The 18,123-nt window shown below is 73.5% G+C and carries 16 protein-coding genes; 12 read left to right on the top strand and 4 right to left on the bottom strand.

What is annotated here, in order from left to right:
* Positions 1–61: 61 nt before the first annotated feature.
* On the top strand, positions 62–691 hold the full coding sequence (locus ACFV5N_RS03140) for a TetR/AcrR family transcriptional regulator (RefSeq protein ID WP_385593286.1): 630 nt from the start codon (positions 62–64) through the stop codon (positions 689–691).
* On the opposite strand, the gene ACFV5N_RS03135 is transcribed toward ACFV5N_RS03140, so the two are convergent.
* Positions 688–1,308: a TetR/AcrR family transcriptional regulator gene (locus ACFV5N_RS03135; protein ID WP_385593283.1), complete on the bottom strand. Its 621-nt coding sequence runs from the start codon at positions 1,306–1,308 to the stop codon at positions 688–690. The two genes, ACFV5N_RS03140 and ACFV5N_RS03135, sit on opposite strands and share 4 nt — an antisense overlap.
* A gap of 82 nt (positions 1,309–1,390) precedes the next feature.
* Here ACFV5N_RS03135 and ACFV5N_RS03130 point away from each other — a divergent pair, with 82 nt between their 5' ends.
* From ACFV5N_RS03130 to ACFV5N_RS03110, 5 genes are all read left to right on the top strand, one after another.
* Positions 1,391–3,019, top strand: coding sequence for a carboxyl transferase domain-containing protein (locus ACFV5N_RS03130; RefSeq protein WP_385593281.1), 1,629 nt, complete (start codon positions 1,391–1,393; stop codon positions 3,017–3,019).
* 22 nt (positions 3,020–3,041) lie between these two features.
* Positions 3,042–5,066, top strand: coding sequence for an acetyl/propionyl/methylcrotonyl-CoA carboxylase subunit alpha (locus ACFV5N_RS03125; protein ID WP_385593340.1), 2,025 nt, complete (start codon positions 3,042–3,044; stop codon positions 5,064–5,066).
* A 14-nt stretch (positions 5,067–5,080) separates the two neighbouring features.
* On the top strand, positions 5,081–6,010 hold the full coding sequence (locus tag ACFV5N_RS03120; RefSeq protein WP_385593337.1) for a hydroxymethylglutaryl-CoA lyase: 930 nt from the start codon (positions 5,081–5,083) through the stop codon (positions 6,008–6,010).
* 3 nt (positions 6,011–6,013) lie between these two features.
* Positions 6,014–7,177 (top strand): acyl-CoA dehydrogenase family protein, encoded by a 1,164-nt coding sequence (locus tag ACFV5N_RS03115; protein ID WP_385593278.1) that lies wholly within the window; start codon positions 6,014–6,016, stop codon positions 7,175–7,177.
* Between the two features lie 148 nt (positions 7,178–7,325).
* The gene (locus ACFV5N_RS03110) at positions 7,326–8,225 is read left to right on the top strand and encodes a DUF4429 domain-containing protein (protein ID WP_385593275.1); all 900 of its coding nucleotides are present in this window, start codon (positions 7,326–7,328) and stop codon (positions 8,223–8,225) included.
* A gap of 29 nt (positions 8,226–8,254) precedes the next feature.
* Here the strand turns inward: ACFV5N_RS03110 and ACFV5N_RS03105 are convergent, their stop codons facing one another.
* Positions 8,255–8,923, bottom strand: coding sequence for a hypothetical protein (locus ACFV5N_RS03105; protein WP_385593272.1), 669 nt, complete (start codon positions 8,921–8,923; stop codon positions 8,255–8,257).
* 35 nt (positions 8,924–8,958) lie between these two features.
* Complete coding sequence (locus ACFV5N_RS03100) at positions 8,959–9,963, bottom strand: ABC transporter substrate-binding protein (protein ID WP_385593269.1); 1,005 nt, start codon at positions 9,961–9,963, stop codon at positions 8,959–8,961.
* 122 nt (positions 9,964–10,085) lie between these two features.
* On the opposite strand from ACFV5N_RS03100, the gene ACFV5N_RS03095 reads away from it, so the two are divergent.
* The 5 genes from ACFV5N_RS03095 to glmS all read left to right on the top strand — a co-directional run bounded on the left by ACFV5N_RS03095 (position 10,086) and on the right by glmS (position 15,342).
* The gene (locus ACFV5N_RS03095; RefSeq protein WP_385593266.1) at positions 10,086–11,156 is read left to right on the top strand and encodes a FecCD family ABC transporter permease; all 1,071 of its coding nucleotides are present in this window, start codon (positions 10,086–10,088) and stop codon (positions 11,154–11,156) included.
* A complete protein-coding gene (locus tag ACFV5N_RS03090; protein WP_385593263.1) occupies positions 11,153–12,241 on the top strand; it encodes a FecCD family ABC transporter permease in 1,089 nt (362 codons plus the stop codon). Before ACFV5N_RS03095 ends, ACFV5N_RS03090 begins: the two co-directional genes overlap by 4 nt.
* A 1-nt stretch (position 12,242) precedes the next feature.
* Positions 12,243–13,100 (top strand): ABC transporter ATP-binding protein, encoded by an 858-nt coding sequence (locus tag ACFV5N_RS03085; protein WP_385593260.1) that lies wholly within the window; start codon positions 12,243–12,245, stop codon positions 13,098–13,100.
* A gap of 79 nt (positions 13,101–13,179) precedes the next feature.
* On the top strand, positions 13,180–13,455 hold the full coding sequence (locus ACFV5N_RS03080) for a hypothetical protein (RefSeq protein ID WP_385593258.1): 276 nt from the start codon (positions 13,180–13,182) through the stop codon (positions 13,453–13,455).
* 66 nt (positions 13,456–13,521) lie between these two features.
* On the top strand, positions 13,522–15,342 hold the full coding sequence (glmS, locus tag ACFV5N_RS03075; RefSeq protein WP_385593255.1) for a glutamine--fructose-6-phosphate transaminase (isomerizing): 1,821 nt from the start codon (positions 13,522–13,524) through the stop codon (positions 15,340–15,342).
* A gap of 389 nt (positions 15,343–15,731) precedes the next feature.
* Here the strand turns inward: glmS and ACFV5N_RS03070 are convergent, their stop codons facing one another.
* Positions 15,732–16,253: a universal stress protein gene (locus ACFV5N_RS03070; RefSeq protein WP_385593253.1), complete on the bottom strand. Its 522-nt coding sequence runs from the start codon at positions 16,251–16,253 to the stop codon at positions 15,732–15,734.
* Between the two features lie 645 nt (positions 16,254–16,898).
* Here ACFV5N_RS03070 and ACFV5N_RS03065 point away from each other — a divergent pair.
* The gene (locus ACFV5N_RS03065) at positions 16,899–18,017 is read left to right on the top strand and encodes a GlxA family transcriptional regulator (RefSeq protein ID WP_385593250.1); all 1,119 of its coding nucleotides are present in this window, start codon (positions 16,899–16,901) and stop codon (positions 18,015–18,017) included.
* The last annotated feature ends 106 nt before the right edge of the window (positions 18,018–18,123 follow it).

Below are 18,123 nucleotides of genomic sequence, written 5' to 3'. Positions count from 1 at the left end.
ATAGGGTGTGCAACGGATGTTCGGGCAAGGCCGGGTCAAGAAACGGCGGAGGGCGGTAGTCATGACAGGCGCGGGGCGCCGCTCGGGGCAGGACACCAAGGCGCGGATCCAGGAGGTGGCGCTGACCCTGTTCACCGAGCAGGGGTACGAGGCCACCTCGATGCGGGAGATCGCCGAGCGGCTGCACATCACCAAGGCCGCCCTGTACTACCACTTCAAGAACAAAGAGGACATCGTCGTCTCCCTGTTCGGCCGGCAGATGGCCGCGGTGGACGACCTCATCGACTGGGTGGCGGACCAGCCGCCGGGCCCCGGGCTGCCCCGTGAGGTCGTCGAGCGCTGGGTCGCGCTGAGCTCCGAGCTGGGGGTGCGGCTATTCCGGTTCGCGATGGCCAACCAGCATGTGCTGCGCGAGCTGAAGCCGCGCCGGGAGGGCGCCTTCGAACGGTTCCAGGTGCTGCTGGACGCCATCACCGACCCGGACGCCCCGGTGGCCGAGCAACTGCGCACCCGGGTGGCGCTGCTCAGTGTCCAGATGTGCCTGATGGCCGGGCGGGGCCTGGAGGCCACGGACGACGAGCTGACGGACGCCGCCCGGGCGCTCGCCCTGGAACTGCTCGGCCCGCCGGCCCGCCCGGCGGCCGGAACCGGGGCCGGGGCCGGGGCTGCTGGAACCGGAACCGGGGCCTAGCTCCCGGCCACCACCGGTACGTCCGCCGCGCCCGCCGCCGCGAAGGCGCCGGTGGCCAGCCGGTGCAGCAGCGCGGCCGTCTCCTCGCGGTCGTGGGCGGCGCCGGGGCGTACCAGGTGCGGGGTGGAGTTCAGCAGCCCGAACACGGCGTGCACGGCCGCCCGCGCCGCCCGCTCCGCCAGCCCCGGATACACCTCGCGGACGACCTCCACCCACAGTTCCACGTACTGCCGCTGCAACTGGCGCACCTGTTTGCGGTCGGCCTCCGGCACCCGGTTCAGCTCGCGGTCGTGCAGGATGATCAGCGCCCGGTCGTCCAGGGCGAAGTCGATGTGCCCGCCGATCAGCGCGTCCAGCGCGTCGGCCGGGGCGAGCCCCGCCGCCCTGGCCTCGGCGACCCGCTGCCGCCCGCCGTCCCGCAGCCGGCTGCTGATGCCCACCAGCAGTTCGGTGAGCATCGCCTCCTTGCCCGCGAAGTGCCGGTACAGCGCCGGTCCGCTGATGCCGACCGCCGCTCCTATCTGATCGACCCCGATGCCGAGAAAGCCGTGCTCGGCGAAGAGCCGGGACGCCTCGCGCAGGATCTGTTCTCTGCGGGTGCCGGCATGCGTGTTCATGAACCGATTGTAGACAGCCCGGTTAGCGAGCGTTAACCTGACGCTCGGCACACCATTCCGCACAGCTGGTAAGGGAGGCCGAGTGAACGTCCGGCAGGCCCAGGCCCCGGTGCTCCGCAGCGCCGCCGACCCCGCCTCGGCGGCGTACCGCGCCAACGAGGCCGCCCACCGGGAGCTGGCCGCCCGGCTGCGCGAGAAGCTCGCCGCCGCCCGGCTCGGCGGCGGCGAACGCGCCCGCGCCCGGCACACCGCGCGCGGCAAGCTGCTGCCGCGCGACCGCGTCGACGCGCTCCTGGACCCCGGATCGCCGTTCCTGGAACTGGCCCCGCTCGCCGCCGACGGCATGTACGACGGCCAGGCCCCGGCCGCCGGGGTGATCGCCGGCATCGGCCGGGTCGGCGGGCGGCAGACCGTTATCGTCGCCAACGACGCCACCGTCAAGGGCGGCGCGTACTTCCCGATGACCGTGAAGAAGCATCTGCGGGCCCAGGAGATCGCCCTGGAGAACCGGCTGCCCTGTCTGTACCTGGTCGACTCCGGCGGCGCGTTCCTGCCACTCCAGGACGAGGTCTTCCCCGACCGCGACCACTTCGGCCGGATCTTCTACCACCAGGCCCGGCTCTCCGCCGCCGGCGTCCCGCAGATCGCGGCCGTCCTCGGCTCCTGCACCGCGGGCGGCGCCTATGTGCCCGCCATGAGCGACGAGGCCGTCATCGTCCGCGACCAGGGCACCATCTTCCTCGGCGGCCCGCCGCTGGTGAAGGCCGCCACCGGCGAGGTCGTCACCGCCGAGGAACTGGGCGGCGGCGACGTCCACACCAGGACCTCCGGCGTCACCGACCACCTCGCCGACAACGACGCCCACGCGCTGCGCATCGTCCGCGACATCGTCGCCACCCTGCCCGCCGCGCCTGCCCCGCCCTGGGAGGTCACCGCACCCGAGCCGCCCGCCGTCGACGAGGCGGGCCTGTACGGCGTGGTGCCCACCGACCCCCGGATCCCCTACGACGTGCGCGAGGTCATCGCCCGGCTGGTGGACGGCTCCCGCTTCCACGAGTTCAAGGAGCGCTACGGGCCCACCCTGGTCACCGGGTTCGCCCGCATCCACGGTCACCCGGTCGGCGTCATCGCCAACAACGGCATCCTGTTCTCCGAGTCCGCCCAGAAGGGCGCCCACTTCATCGAGCTGTGCGACCAGCGCGGCATCCCGCTGCTCTTCCTCCAGAACGTCTCCGGCTTCATGGTCGGCCGCGCCTACGAGGCGGGCGGCATCGCCAAGCACGGCGCCAAGATGGTCACCGCCGTCTCCTGCGCCCGTGTCCCCAAGCTCACCGTCGTCATCGGCGGCAGCTACGGCGCCGGCAACTACTCGATGTGCGGCCGGGCCTACAGCCCCCGGTTCCTGTGGATGTGGCCCGGCGCCAAGATCTCCGTGATGGGCGGCGAACAGGCCGCCTCCGTGCTGGCCACCGTCAAGCGCGACCAGCTCGCGGCCCGGGGCGAGGAGTGGCCGGCCGCCGAGGAGGAGGCGTTCAAGGAGCCCATCAGGGCCGGCTACGAGGCCCAGGGCAACGCCTACTACGCCACCGCCCGGCTCTGGGACGACGGGGTCATCGACCCGCTCCAGACCCGTACGGTCCTCGGTCTCGCGCTCACCGTGTGCGCGGGCGCGCCGCTGGGCGAACCCGGCTACGGCGTCTTCCGGATGTGAGGGAGGAGCAGCAGTGAACGCGCTGATGGACAGTGTGCTCGTCGCCAACCGGGGCGAGATCGCGGTACGGATCATCCGCACCCTGCGCCGGCTCGGCATCCGCGCCGTCGCCGTGTACAGCGACGCGGACGCCGGCGCGCGGCACGTGCGCGAGGCGGACGCGGCGGTACGGATCGGGCCCGCGCCGGCCGCCGACAGCTATCTGTCGGTGGAGGCGCTGCTGAACGCCGCCCGCCGCACCGGCGCCCAGGCGGTGCACCCCGGCTACGGGTTCCTCGCCGAGAACGCCGCCTTCGCCCGCGCGGTGACCGGCGCGGGACTCGTCTTCGTCGGCCCGCCCGCCGACGCCATCGCGCTGATGGGCGACAAGATCCGCGCCAAGGAGACGGTGGCGGCGGCCGGGGTCCCGGTGGTCCCGGGCGCCTCCGGCACCGAACTGGCCGCCGAGGCCCGCAAGCTGGGCATGCCGGTGCTGCTCAAGCCCTCGGCGGGCGGCGGCGGCAAGGGCATGCGGCTGGTGCGCGAGGAGGCCGCCCTGGAGGAGGAGATCGCCGCCGCCCGGCGGCAGGCGCTGGCCGCCTTCGGCGACGACACCCTGCTGGTGGAGCGGTGGATCGAGGCGCCCCGGCACATCGAGATCCAGGTGCTCGCCGACGGCCACGGCACCGTCCTCCACCTGGGGGAGCGCGAATGCTCCCTCCAGCGCCGGCACCAGAAGATCGTCGAGGAGGCGCCCAGCCCGCTGCTGGACGCCGCCACCCGGGCCGCGATGGGCGAGGCCGCCGTCGCCGCCGCCCGCTCCTGCGGCTACCGGGGCGCCGGCACCGTGGAGTTCATCGTCCCCGGCGCCGACCCGGGCGCGTACTGCTTCATGGAGATGAACACCCGCCTCCAGGTCGAACACCCCGTCACCGAACTCGTCACCGGCCTCGACCTGGTGGAGTGGCAGCTGCGGATCGCCGCGGGCCAGCCGCTGCCGCTGCGCCAGGACGCGGTCACGCTGACCGGGCACGCCGTGGAGGCCCGGCTGTGCGCGGAGAGCGCGCGGGTCGCGGAGGACGGCTCCCGGGTGGACTTCCTGCCCTCGGCCGGCCGGGTCCGGCTGCTGCGCGAGCCCGCGGGGGAGGGGGTACGGGTCGACTCCGGGCTGTCGGGCGGCGCCGGGGGCGACGAGGTGGGCACCGCGTACGACCCGATGCTCGCCAAGATCGTCGCGTACGGCCCCGACCGGCCCACCGCGCTGCGCCGGCTGCGCGCGGCGCTGGGGGAGACGGTGGTGCTGGGGGTGGACACCAACGCCGGGTTCCTGCGCCGGCTGCTGGCCCACGAGCGGGTCGCGGCCGGGGAACTGGACACCGGTCTGGTGGACGCTGCGGCCCCGGAGCTGGTGCCCCGGCACGTGCCGGACGAGGTGTACGCGGCGGCGGCGCTGCTGCGGCACTCCGCGCTGGAGCCGGCCGCCGACCCGGGCACCGGCTGGATCGACCCGTTCGCGGTGCCCTCGGGGTGGCGGCTCGGCGACGCGCCGGCCTGGACCGCGCACCCGCTGCGGGTCCCGGGGCGGGAGGCCGTCACCGTCCGGGTACGGCCCGGCGAGGTACGGATCGGGGACGGCGACCCGGTGCCCGCCCGGCTGCTCACCGGCGGCGGGGACGGGGACGTCCACCTGGAGTACGCGGGGTACACGTATCACTTCGCGTGGGCGCCGGAGCCTCCCGACGGCCTGTGGCTGGGCCGGGACGGCGACACCTGGCAGCTGCGCACCCACGACCCCCTCGCCGGGGCCGGCGGTGCCGCCGCCGAGACCGGCACCGACACCCTCACCGCGCCCATGCCCGGCACCGTCACCGTGGTCAAGGCCGCCGTCGGGGACCGGGTCACCGCCGGACAGAGCCTGCTGGTGGTCGAGGCCATGAAGATGGAGCACCTGATCACCGCCCCGCACGCCGGCACCGTCACCGCCCTCGACGTCACCCCCGGCACCACCGTCGCCATGGACCAGGTGCTGGCCCAGGTCGCCGCCCACCAGGACGAGGAGACCCCGTGACCGGCGCACTCCCCATGCCCTTCCCCGACGACACGCTGCCGCGCCGGATCCGCATCCACGAGGTGGGCCCGCGCGACGGACTGCAGAACGAGCCGTCCCGGGTACCCGTCGACGTCAAGGCGGAGTTCATCCACCGGCTGGCCGACGCCGGGCTCACCACCATCGAGGCCACCAGCTTCGTCCGCCCCGACCTGGTCCCCCAGCTCGCCGACGCCGCCGAGCTGATGCCGCTGCTCGGCGACCTCGGCGAGCGCGGGGTGCGGCTGCCGGTCCTGGTCCCCAACGAACGCGGCCTGGAGCGGGCCCTCGCCCTCGGCGTCCGCGAGGTCGCCGTGTTCGCCAGCGTCACCGAGTCCTTCGCCCGGGCCAACCTCAACCGCACCGTGGAGGAGAGCCTCACCCTGTTCGAGCCGGTGGTGAGCCGCGCGCTGCGCGCCGAGGTCCCGGTGCGCGGCTACCTCTCCATGTGCTTCGGCGACCCCTGGGAGGGCCGGGTCCCCCCAGCCCAGGTGGTCCGGGTCGCCCTGCGGCTGCTGGAACTCGGCTGCGCCGAGCTCAGCCTCGGCGACACCATCGGGGTGGCCACCCCGGGCCATGTGGCCGCCCTGCTCACCGCGCTGAACGACGCCGGGGTCCCGGCGGCGCGGCTGGCCGTCCACTTCCACGACACCTACGGCCAGGCCCTGTCCAACACCCTCACCGCCCTGCGGCACGGCGTCACCACCGTCGACGCCTCCGCCGGCGGGCTCGGCGGCTGCCCGTTCGCCCAGAGCGCCACGGGCAACCTGGCCACCGAGGACCTGCTGTGGATGCTCCAGGGCCTGGGCATCGACACCGGCGTCGACCTGCGGCGGCTCGCCGCCACCAGTGACTGGCTGGCCGCACACCTCGGCCGGCCCAGCCCGTCGCGCACCGTCCGCGCGCTCTCCCACAAGGAGTCCTGACCCATGGCACTGGACCACCGTCTGACCCCCGAGCACGAGGAACTGCGCCGCACCGTGGAGGCGTTCGCCCACGACGTGGTCGCCCCGCGCATCGGCGCCTACTACGAGCGGCACGCCTTCCCCTACGACATCGTGCGCGAGATGGCCGCCATGGGCCTGTTCGGGCTGCCGTTCCCGGAGGAGTACGGCGGCATGGGCGGTGACTACCTGGCGCTGTGCCTGGCCCTGGAGGAACTGGCCCGGGTGGACTCCTCGGTGGCCATCACCCTGGAGGCGGGCGTCTCGCTCGGCGCGATGCCGCTGTACCGGTACGGCACCGAGGAGCAGAAGCGGGAGTGGCTGCCGAAGCTCTGCTCCGGCGAGATGCTGGGCGCCTTCGGGCTGACGGAGCCGGGCTTCGGCTCCGACGCGGGGGGCACCCGTACCACTGCGGTGCGGGACGGGGACAGCTGGGTGATCAACGGCACCAAGTGCTTCATCACCAACTCCGGCACCGACATCACCGGCCTGGTCACCGTCACCGCCGTCACCGGCCGCACCGAGGACGGCGCTCCGCTGATCTCCACCATCATCGTCCCCTCCGGCACCCCCGGATTCACCGTCGCCGCCCCGTACTCCAAGGTCGGCTGGAACGCCTCCGACACCCGCGAACTGTCCTTCAGCGACGTCCGGGTGCCCGCCGCCAACCTGCTGGGCGAGGAGGGACGCGGCTACGCCCAGTTCCTGCGGATCCTGGACGAGGGCCGGATCGCGATCTCGGCGCTGGCCACCGGGCTCGCGCAGGGCTGCGTGGACGAGTCGGTGCGCTACGCCGGGGAACGGGAGGCGTTCGGCCGCCCCATCGGCGCCAACCAGGCCATCCAGTTCAAGCTCGCCGACATGGAGATGCGCGCCCACACCGCCCGGGTGGCGTGGCGGGACGCCGCCTCCCGGCTGCTGGCGGGCGAGCCGTTCAAGAAGGAGGCGGCGATGGCCAAGCTGTACTCCTCCGACGTGGCGGTGACCAACGCCCGCGAGGCCACCCAGATCCACGGCGGCTACGGCTTCATGAACGAGTACCCGGTGGCCCGCATGTGGCGGGACAGCAAGATCCTGGAGATCGGCGAGGGCACCAGCGAGGTCCAGCGCATGCTCATCGCCCGCGAACTCGGCCTGGGACGCGCGTAGCGGACGGGCGGCGACGCCCCGGAACGGCCGGTTCCGGGGCGCGCGTGCGGCGGTCATATGCGGGCCGCCGGTGTCCGGATCCGGTCACCGCGGCGGCTGACCGAGGGCGGAATTTTGCGTTCGCGGGCTGCTGGCACAATCTGGAGGCATGGCTGAGATCACCCAGCGAGCCGGGAACTGGTATTTCGACGGCTCGGTGCTGCGCATCGTCCCCGGGCACGGGAAGGGGGTGCATGCGCTGCGGACCGCCCTCGGGGAGCTGACCGTGCCGCTGGAGGCGGTGGCGGGCGTCTCCTTCGAACCGGGGCGCAAGCACGACAGGCTGCGGCTGAGCCTGCGGGAGGGCGCGGACCCGCTCACCCAGGCGACCGGCGGCAAGCTGCCGGCGGCGGCCGACCCGTATCTGCTGGAGGTGCCGCACGAGCGGGCGGACGCCGCCAGGGAACTGGCGGCCGAGATCCGGGCGGCGCTGGAGACGGAGCGGGTGCCCGCCACCCCGACCGACCACTATCTGCTCCCGGGGCCGGAGACGCCGATCACGCTGCACGCCTCGGACGGTGAGGCCACCTTCGACGGGCAGCGGATCCGCATCGACTGGGGCTGGGGCGCGGACGACATCAAGAAGAACAGCGGCGCCCGGGTCATCGCGCTCGGCGACCTGGCCTCGGTCGAGTGGGCGCCGCCGCGCATAGAGAACGGCTTCGTCCGGCTGCATCCCAAGGGCGCGCACTCCACCTCCAAGCCGGCCCACGACCCGAACTGCGTGGTCATGTGGGGCTGGCGCGAGGTGAAGGACGTCACCGAGTCGGCGCTGTTCGTGGCGGCCCTCACCGCCGCGCTGCCGCACCCCTCGACGGCCGAGGGCACCGCCGCCGTGGTCCCGCCCGCCGTGGCCGAGCCGCTGCCGCCGGTGGCGGACGGCGACACCGGCAGCGCGCAGGACGCCGTGCTGCGGCGGCTGTGGGAGCTGGGCGAGCTGCACGACACCGGGGTGCTGACCGACGAGGAGTTCGGCGCCGCGAAGAAGGCGCTGCTGAACCGGCTCTGACGGGCTCGGGCCCCGGGCCCGGGGCCGCGCTAGCCGCTGACGCCCTCCGGCTGCGGTCCGGAGGCCGGTTCCTTGCCGGCCTGCTCGCTCCCGGCCCGCCCGGCCGTGGCCTGCCCCTCGGCGGCGAGGTCCCGCGCGGCCTCCTGCTGCGCGCTCACCACCTCCGCGGCGTCGGCGGGACGGGCGGCCTCCAGGGCCGCGCGCAGCACGTCGGGGTCGGCGTCCGGGTCGGTGGTGATGACGGAGACCCGCAGCCCGTCCACGATCCGGTGGAACTCGGTGATGCCCGCCGCCTTGTGGGCGCTGATCTCCGTGTCGGCGGCGCCCGGCTCGGCCCGTTCCACCCGCAGTTCGATCGTCGAGCCGGAGCCCGAGGCGGAGACGTAGGTGACGCCCCAGCCGCCCTCGCCGACCGGTCCGGCCGACTCCGGCTCCAGGGTGTGGCCGGGGATCTCGGTCAGCTGGATCAGCCCGGGGTCGACCCCGGGGAAGACGGTGTCCGCGCCGGTCTCGGCCGGGGACTCCGCCGGTGGCGGCTGGGCGGGGGAGGAGGACGCCGGGGGCGTGCCGGACTCCTCGGACACCTCGGCGGCGGGCTCGGCCGGGCTCGGGGAGCCGCAGGAGGCCAGTGGCAGGGCGAGCACCGGCAGCAGCAGGACGGCCGCCGGCAGGCGGCGGACGGAGCGCGTGGCGATCATGTCCGCATTCTCCGCCCGCCGGCCGCCCAGGCGTGCTATTCCGCCGTGTCCACGCCGAAGATCTCCGCCATGTCGTCCAGTACCTGGTGCGCTCCCTGGAGGGAGACCGAGGTCATCCAGATCGCGTCCTCCACCTCGTGGACGTTCCCGGCGGCGACCGCGCCGAGCCGCTGCCACAGCGGGTTCGCCAGGAAGCGTTCCTTGCGCTCCTCGCCGCCCGCGTAAGTGGTGTAGAAGATCACATCGGCGTCGGCCAGCTCGATCTGCTCCTCGCTGATCTCGATGCTGAACTCCTCGGGATCGCGCTGGTTCTCCGGCCGGGCGAGGCCCATGTCGGCCAGGATGATGCCGGAGAAGGTGTGCGGCAGATAGATCCGGGTGGGGCCGTCCAGGAAGCGGACGACGGAGACGGTCGGGTCGCCGTGCGCGGCGTTCACGGCCTCGCCGATCGCCGCCGCCCGTGTCTCGTACGCGGACAACTGCCCGGCCGCCGCGTCCTCCTCGCCGAGGACCTCGCCGAGCAGGGTGATGTTGTCCTTCCAGGTCGGCCCGGTGGTGGCGACGAAGACGGTGGGCGCGATCTGCGACAGCGTCTCGTACAGCTCGTCGTGGCGCACGGTGGCCGAGACGATCAGGTCGGGCTCCAGCCGCATGATCTCTTCGAGGTTGGGGCTCTCCAGCGGGCCGACGTCCACGGTGTCGGCGACCGCGTCCCCCAGGTACGCGGGGAAGCCGTCCAGGTTCCGGTAGCCGCCGACGCCGCCGACCAGCGGGCCGTCCAGTGCCACGACCGCCTCGACCAGGCTGTTGTCCAGGGCCACGATCCGCTGCGGCTTGGCCGGGATCTCGGTGTCGCCCTTGTCGTGGGCCACGGTGCGCGGGAACGCGCCGTCCGCGGCGGCGCCGGGCGAGGACGCCGCGTCGTCCGACGGACTGCCGGAGCTGTCGGACCCGCAGCCGGCCAGTCCGGCCGCCAGCGCGGTCATCAGCGCGAACGCGCCGACGCGGTGGCGCCAGCGGCGCCGGAGGAGGGTGGTCACGGAACTCTCTTTTCCATTAGGTAAGGCTTGCCTTGGTAAAGGCTGTGTGAGCATAGCCAGCGGCCGGTGTCCCGGGGAAGACGGGGGTGGGGGAAATGCGTAGGTCAGGTCTGCCTTACCTTGTGGACGTGTCCGACACCCCAGCCGCCGCCACCCAGGCGCCACCGGCCCAGGCCCCGCCACCGCCCGCGAGGCGCGGCGCCGCCCGTACCGTCGCGCTCACCGTGCTGGTGCTCGCGCTGGTCGTCGCCGTGTTCGCCTCCCTGGCCGTCGGCAGCAAGTCCATCGCCCTCGGCGACGTGTTCGCCGCGCTCGGCGGCAGCCGCGAGGGCGACGCCGTGGTCGTCCGCGACCTGCGGGTACCGCGTACGGTGCTCGGCCTGCTGGTCGGCCTCGCGCTCGGCGCCGCGGGCGCGATCGCCCAGGACATCACCCGCAACCCGCTGGGCGACCCCGGGCTCATCGGGGTCAGCGCCGGAGCGGCCTTCGCCGTCGCCGCCGGCATCGGGCTGTTCTCCCTCACCCACTCCTACCAGTACATCTGGTTCGCCTTCCTCGGCGGCGCCCTCGCCGGACTCCTCGCCTACACCGTCGGCGGCACCGGATACGGCGGCGCCACCCCGGCCAAACTCGCCCTCGCCGGCGCCGCCGTCACCCTCTTCCTGGGCTCCTTCACCAGCGCCCTGGTCCTGCTCGACGTCAACACCCTGGACCAGTACCGCTCCTGGGCGGTCGGCTCGCTCGCCGGCCGCGACGCCGACCTCGGCCCCCAGCTCGCCCCGTTCGTCCTCGCCGGACTGGTCCTCGCGCTCGCCCTCAGCGGCCGGCTCAACGCCCTCGCCCTCGGCGACGACCTGGCCACCACCCTCGGCGCCAAGGTCCGCACCACCCGCGCCCTGGGCGCCGTGGCCGTCATCGTGCTCACCGGCGCCGCCGTGGCCGCCGCCGGGCCCGTCACCTTCGTCGGCCTCGTCGTCCCGCACCTGGTGCGCGCCGTGACCGGCCCCGACGCCCGCTGGCTGATCCCCTGCTCCGCGCTCGGCGGCGGCGTCCTGCTGCTGGCCGCCGACGTCATCGGACGCGTGGTGGCCCGGCCCGGCGAACTGGAGGCGGGCGTCGTCACCGCCGTCATCGGCGCCCCCTTCCTGGCCGTCATGGTCAAGCGCGGCAAGCTCAGGGAGCACACCCGATGACCGCCCCCGCCGCCACCCGCCGCCCCCGCCGGCGCGCGCTCACCGCCGAGGCCGGGCCGCTGGGCCTGCGCGTCCCGGCCAGGACCGCCCTCACCTGCGCCGCCCTGCTGGCGGCCGGGTTCGCCGCCTTCCTCGCCTCGGTCGCGCTGGGCACCTACGCCGTCCCGCTGAACGACGTCCTGGGCGCCCTCTTCGGCTACGGCGACGGCGCCGCCGATCTCGTCGTCCACACCCTGCGGCTGCCGCGCGCCCTCACCGCCGTGCTCGCCGGGATCGCCTTCGGGCTGGCCGGCGCCGTCTACCAGGCCGTCACCCGCAATCCGCTGGCCTCCCCCGACCTCATCGGGATCTCCGCCGGAGCCGGCGCGGGCGCGGTGGCCACCATCCTCTTCGGCGGGGTCACCGCCGCCGGGGCCGGCACCTTCGGCGCGGTGCCCTACGGGGCGCTGGGCGGCGCGCTGCTCACCGCCGCCCTCATCTACGCCTTCGCCTTCCGGGGCGGCACCATCACCGGCTACCGCTTCGTCCTGGTGGGCATCGCCGCCGCCGGGGCGCTGGCCGCGCTCACCCGCTGGATGCTGGCCCGCGCCGACATCGACCAGGCGGCCCGCGCCATGGTGTGGCTCACCGGATCCCTCAACGGCCGCAGCTGGTCGCACGTGGAGTGGATCGGGTACGCGCTGCTGATCCTGCTGCCGCTCACCCTCGCGCTGGCCCGGGCGTACCAGCTGCTCCAGTTCGACGACGCCACCGCCCTCAGCCTGGGCATGCGGCTGCAGCGGGCGCGGATCGTGCTGCTGGTCGCCGCCACCTGCCTGGCCGCCGTGGCCACCTCGGTGGCCGGCCCGGTGGCCTTCGTGGCGCTGGGCGCCCCGCAGATCGCCCGGCGGCTGGCCGGCACCGCCGGGGTGCCGCTGGTGACCTCCGGGCTGATGGGCGCCGTCCTGCTGCTCGCCGCCGACCTGGCCGGGCGGCTGGTGCTCGCCCCGACCGAACTGCCGGTCGGCATCGTCACCGGCGCCGTGGGCGCCCCGTACCTGCTGTACTTGCTCGCCCGCTCCAACCGGGCCGGAAGGGGAGGCTGAGATGACCGCCGAGACCGAGACCGAGGCCACCGGGACCGGCACGGAGCACGGGGCCGAGGCCGGGGCCGCCCGGATCGGCGCCGCCGGGCTGCGGCTGGAGTACGGCGATCACGTGGTCGCGCGCGATCTCGACCTGAGCATCCCGGACGGCAAGGTCACGGTGCTGGTCGGCCCCAACGCCTGCGGCAAGTCCACCGCCCTGCGCGCCCTGGCCCGGCTGCTCAAACCCGCCGCCGGCTCCGTCCTGCTGGACGGCGGCGACATCGCCGCGCTCGGCGCCCGCGACGTGGCGCTGCGCCTCGCCCTGCTGCCGCAGTCCCCGGCCGCCCCCGACGGCATCACCGTGCGGGACCTGGTGGCCCGGGGCCGTACCCCGCACCAGCGCTGGTGGCGCCAGTGGTCGGCCGCCGACGAGGAGGCCGTGGACGCGGCGCTGGCCGCCACCGGGGCCACCGCCCTCGCCGAGCGGTCCCTGGACGAGCTGTCCGGCGGCCAGCGGCAGCGGGTGTGGATCGCGATGGCCCTCGCCCAGGACACCGGAGTGCTCCTGCTGGACGAACCCACCACCTATCTGGACCTCGCCCACCAGGTGGACGTCCTGGAACTGGTCGCCCGGCTGAACCGCGAGCGCGGCCGCACCGTGGTGATGGTGCTGCACGAGCTGAATCTCGCCTGCCGCTACGCCGATCATGTGATCGCCATGCGGGACGGCACGGTCGCGGCGGCCGGACCGCCCGCCGAGGTGATCACGCCGGAGCTGGTGCGGGAGGTGTTCGGGCTGCGGGCCGCCGTCATCACCTGTCCGGTGGCCGGAACCCCGCTGGTCATACCGGAGCTGGACGCCCGCAGCGCGCCGTAACGGATGAGAAACGCCACCTCCCTGCCCGATATCGGGCAGATTTGTTGCGGAAACCGTCCTTGATCCGCACTATCGAGAGGTGCTCGAACGTCGGACCTCCCACGAGGAGCTCGTGGACCACCTGGTGCGCAGCACGCCGCTCGCCCGGGGCGAGGCCGCGCGTGTCGTCCTCGACGTGCTGGCGTACTTCGACGAGACCATCGAGGAGTACACCCGCCGCCGCCACCGCGAACTGCAGGGGCGGGGACTGACCAATCCGGTGATCTTCGCGCGGATCGCCGAGGAGCTGACCCATCGCGCGGTGGCCCCGCCGCGACTGTCGGTACGGCAGCTGCGGCGGATCGTGTACGGCTGAGCGCCGTCCACCGAGTGCGCACTGCGGCCCGCAACAGGAACCAACCCAGCCAGGAGGACACCCCTTATGTGTGGAATCGTCGGATATATCGGGAAGCGGGATGTCGCACCCCTCCTCCTGGAGGGCCTCCAGCGCCTGGAGTACCGCGGCTACGACTCGGCCGGTATCGCCATCCACAGCAGTGGCAAGGGCGGTGGCCTGAAGACGGTCAAGAACAAGGGCCGGGTCCGCGACCTGGAGGCCAAGGTCCCCGCCCGCTTCACCGGCACCACCGGCATCGCCCACACCCGCTGGGCCACCCACGGCGCCCCCAACGACATCAACGCGCACCCGCACACCGACGCCGCGCAGCGGGTCGCCGTCGTCCACAACGGCATCATCGACAACTCCGGCGAACTGCGCGCCAAGCTCACCGCCGACGGCGTCGAACTGGTCTCCGACACCGACACCGAGGTGCTGGCCCACCTCATCGCCCGCGCCCCGTCGCAGACCCTGGAGGAGAAGGTCCGCGAGGCGCTGCGGCACATCGAGGGCACCTACGGCATCGCCGTGCTGCACGCCGACTTCCCCGACCGCATCGTGGTCGCCCGCAACGGCTCCCCCGTGGTGCTGGGCATCGGCGAGAAGGAGATGTTCGTCGCCTCCGACGTGGCGGCGCTCATCAGCCACACCCGCCAGGTGATCACGCTGGACGACGGCGAGATGGCCACCCTCAAGGCGGACGACTACCGCACCTACACCACCGACGGCTCCCGCACCGCCGCCTCGCCCACCACCGTCGAGTGGGAGGCCGAGAGCTACGACATGGGCGGCCACGACACCTACATGCACAAGGAGATCGCCGAGCAGGCCGAGGCCGTGGACCGGGTGCTGCGCGGCCGGATCGACGACCGGTTCGCGACGGTGCGGCTCGGCGGCCTCAATCTGGACGCCCGCGAGGCGCGCACCATGCGCCGGGTGAAGATCCTGGGCTGCGGCTCCGCCTACCACGCCGGGCAGATCGGCGCCCAGCTGATCGAGGAGCTGGCCCGGATCCCGGCCGATGCCGAGCCGGCCAGCGAGTTCCGCTACCGGAACGCGGTCGTCGATCCCGACACCCTGTACATCGCGGTCAGCCAGTCCGGTGAGACATACGACACACTCGCCGCCGTGCAGGAGCTGAAGCGCAAGGGCGCACGGGTGCTCGGTGTGGTGAACGTGGTCGGCTCGGCCATCGCACGCGAGACCGACGGCGGGGTGTACGTGCACGCCGGGCCCGAGGTGTGCGTGGTGTCCACCAAGTGCTTCACCAACACGGCGGTCGCCTTCGCGCTGCTCGCCCTCCACCTGGGCCGGATCCGGGACCTGTCGGTCTCGGACGGCAAGCGGATCATCGAGGGCCTGCGCAAGCTGCCGGCCCAGATCGCCGAGATCCTCGCCGACGAGCAGCGCATCGCCAAGCTGGCGGCCGACTTCGCCGACGCCAAGAGCATGATGTTCGTCGGGCGGGTGCGCGGCTACCCGGTCGCCAAGGAGGCGTCGCTCAAGCTCAAGGAGGTCTCCTACATCCACGCCGAGGCGTACCCGGCCTCCGAGCTGAAGCACGGCCCGCTGGCGCTGATCGAGCCCGCCACCCCGACCGTGGCGATCATCCCGGACGACGACCTGCTGGAGAAGAACCGCGCCACGCTGGAGGAGATCAAGGCCCGCAGCGGGCGGATCCTGGCGGTGGCGCACAGCGAGCAGGAGAAGGCCGACGACACGATCGTGGTGCCGCGCAACGAGCCCGAGCTGGACCCGGTGCTGATGGGCATCCCGCTCCAGCTGCTGGCGTACCACACGGCCCTGGCGCTGGGCCGGGACATCGACAAGCCGCGCAACCTGGCGAAGTCCGTCACCGTGGAGTGACCGGGTGACGGCGTGACCGGGTGACCGGCCGGCCCGCGTGCGCCGCCGCGCGCACAGAGCGGCGGCCCCCGGAGAGGGTGCGTGCCACCATACGCACCCCCGGGGGCCGCCATCTCGCGCCGGCGTCGCCCATTACGCCGGCGTGGGGGACAGCCGCCGCCGGGTCCGTCACCTCCCGGCGGCAGCCCGAGGTCCTTGCTCCCTGTATGCCCCTCACAAGCGCACAATCCACCCGGCCGGGGCCAGTAATTTGCGGAAACGTCCCGGCGCTCCGGGGGCGGGGTGCGCCGGGGCACGACGCGGCGCCGGAGCGGGCCGCGCGCCACCGCGACCGGTCCCGGGACGGGACGCCGGTGGCGACCGGCGGGGGCCGGGTCCGGTGGCGGCCGTCAGGGGATGACGATGACCGGGCGGCGCGCCCGGCGGGCCAGGCGGCCCGACACGGAGCCGAACAGCCGCCCCAGCAGCCCCTGGGTGGTGCCCACGACGATGGCGTTCGCCTCGTACTCCTGGCCCACCTCCTCCAGCTCGTGGCAGATGTCGCCGCCACGCTCCAGGAGGACCCAGGGGAGGTCGGTCAGCAGGTCGGAGCAGGCCAGCTCCAGACCGAGGACCTCGGTGCGGTGATCGGGGATGTCCACCAGGGCGGGTGGTTCGCAGCCCGCCCAGACGGTGGTCGGCAGCCGGTTCGCCACATGAACGATGATCAGCCCGGAGCCGGCGCGGTGGGCCATGCCAATGGCGTATGCGAGAGCACGCTCACTGGTGGTCGAACCGTCGAATCCGACTACGACACCATGCTGAAATGCCGGGTCGTGGGAGTAGCGCTCGTCGTCGGCGGACGCGGGGGTGGACGACGGATCGGCGAGACGCTTGCGATCCGTGGGTTCTGGGAGCTCGTATCCAGCCATCAGTGCCTCGGCGGGCGGTCAGCGAGGAAACCTCGTGAGCACGGCAGGGACGGGTGTGGGACACGGAAGGGCCCACGTCAAGGCTGTTTCCTCAGCCACAAGCCCACCTCCAGAGTACGACGTACATTGCTGGTTCCCGCTGACGCCGTTGTCAACCCCGCGAACCGTGACCGAGCAGCATGCCCCACGGGGAAGCGGGGCGCAATGGCCGCCGCGCTCTTGTGTGCGACCGATGCCGGAGCGTAACGATACGGTGTCTGCGACGTTGCCGGCGACCCGCCGGGACGTCCCATCACTGGCCGGGGGTCTTGTTGACGACTTTTATTTTCAGCCAACTTCCCCACTACTGAAACACCTTGCCCACCCGCCCCGCCCGCCCCACGGTCCCACGGGGAAACGGCGAGGCACCGGGGCCACCGGCCACCGGCGCCGCGGAGCACGACGAGAAGGCGCACTTCCCCCAACTCCTCGTACGTGTAACGCTTCCTGATCGACTGCTTCGCGCCACGTTGCCATGTCGATTTAGCGCCGAGTGATGAACTTGTCCCGCCGACCTCATCCGACACAGTAGATTCGATCTTGGCAATCACGTCGGGGGAAACGTGCAGGACCGAGAGGATGCGACGACCGAGGGAACTGAGGAGCATGAGCCAGGACCCAACGCACGGCCCCGAGCCCGCCGTCAAGCTCGCTGCCCGGCGCCGCCGCGAGATCGTCGCGGTGTTGCTGTTCAGCGGCAGCCCCATGTTCGAAAGTTCCATCCCGCTCTCCGTCTTCGGCGTCGACCGACAGGACGCCGGAGTCCCGCGCTACCGCCTGCTGGCCTGCGCCGGGGAGGAGGGGCCGCTGCGCACCACCGGCGGACTGGAACTGCGCGCGCCCTACGGCCTGGGAGCCATCTCCCGTGCCGGAACCGTCATCGTCCCCGCCTGGCGGTCCATCACCGGCCCGCCGCCCGCCGCCGCGCTCGCCGCGCTGCGCCGGGCGCACAGTGAGGGCGCCCGTATCGTCGGGTTGTGCACCGGCGCGTTCGCGCTCGGCGCGGCCGGTCTGCTGGACGGCAGACCGGCGACGACCCACTGGATGTACGCCCCCACGCTGGCCAAGCGGTATCCGTCGGTCCACGTGGACCCCCGGGAGCTGTTCGTCGACGACGGTGACATCCTCACCTCCGCCGGCACCGCCGCGGGGATCGATCTGTGCCTGCACATCGTCCGCATGGACCACGGCCCCGAAGCGGCGGCGGCCCTGGCCAGACGGCTGGTGCTGCCCACGAGGAGAGGGGGGAACGGCAACGGCGCCGACGGCGGTCAGCCGCGGCACCTGGACCGGTCTTTACCGGAGGACATCGGCGCCGACCCGCTGGCCGAAGTGGTGGCCTGGGCGCTGGAGCACCTCCACGAACAGTTCGACGTGGAGACGCTGGCGGCGCGTGCCTACATGAGCCGCCGCACCTTCGACCGGCGTTTCCGTGCCCTCACTGGGAGCGCTCCCCTCCAGTGGCTGATCACGCAGCGGGTCCTCCAGGCCCAGCGGCTGCTGGAGGTCTCCGACTACTCGGTGGACGAGGTGGCGGGCCGCTGCGGGTTCCGCTCCCCGGTCGCCCTGCGCGGGCACTTCCGGCGGCAGCTGGGGGCCTCCCCGGCGGCCTACCGGGCCGCGTACCGGGCCCGCCAGCAGGAGTCGGCGGCCGGCCGCGCCAAGCCGGTGACCGACGGATTCTCGCCCCGGGTGCCCGGCCAGCGGGGCCGCCCGGTGGCCTGAGCGCCGCAGGGCCGGGGGGGCCCCCCCCCCCCCGGGGGGCCCCGGGGCCCCCCACGGCCCGGGGGCCGGTCAGTCCTCGGCGGACGCCGACACCGACGGCGGTGCC

Origin of the sequence: Streptomyces sp. NPDC059853, from assembly GCF_042731495.1 — a bacterium.
In the GTDB taxonomy this organism is placed as follows: Bacteria; Actinomycetota; Actinomycetes; order Streptomycetales; family Streptomycetaceae; genus Streptomyces.
Note: the sequence above shows the minus strand (reverse complement) of the source record. Positions and strands in the feature narration are given on the sequence as shown.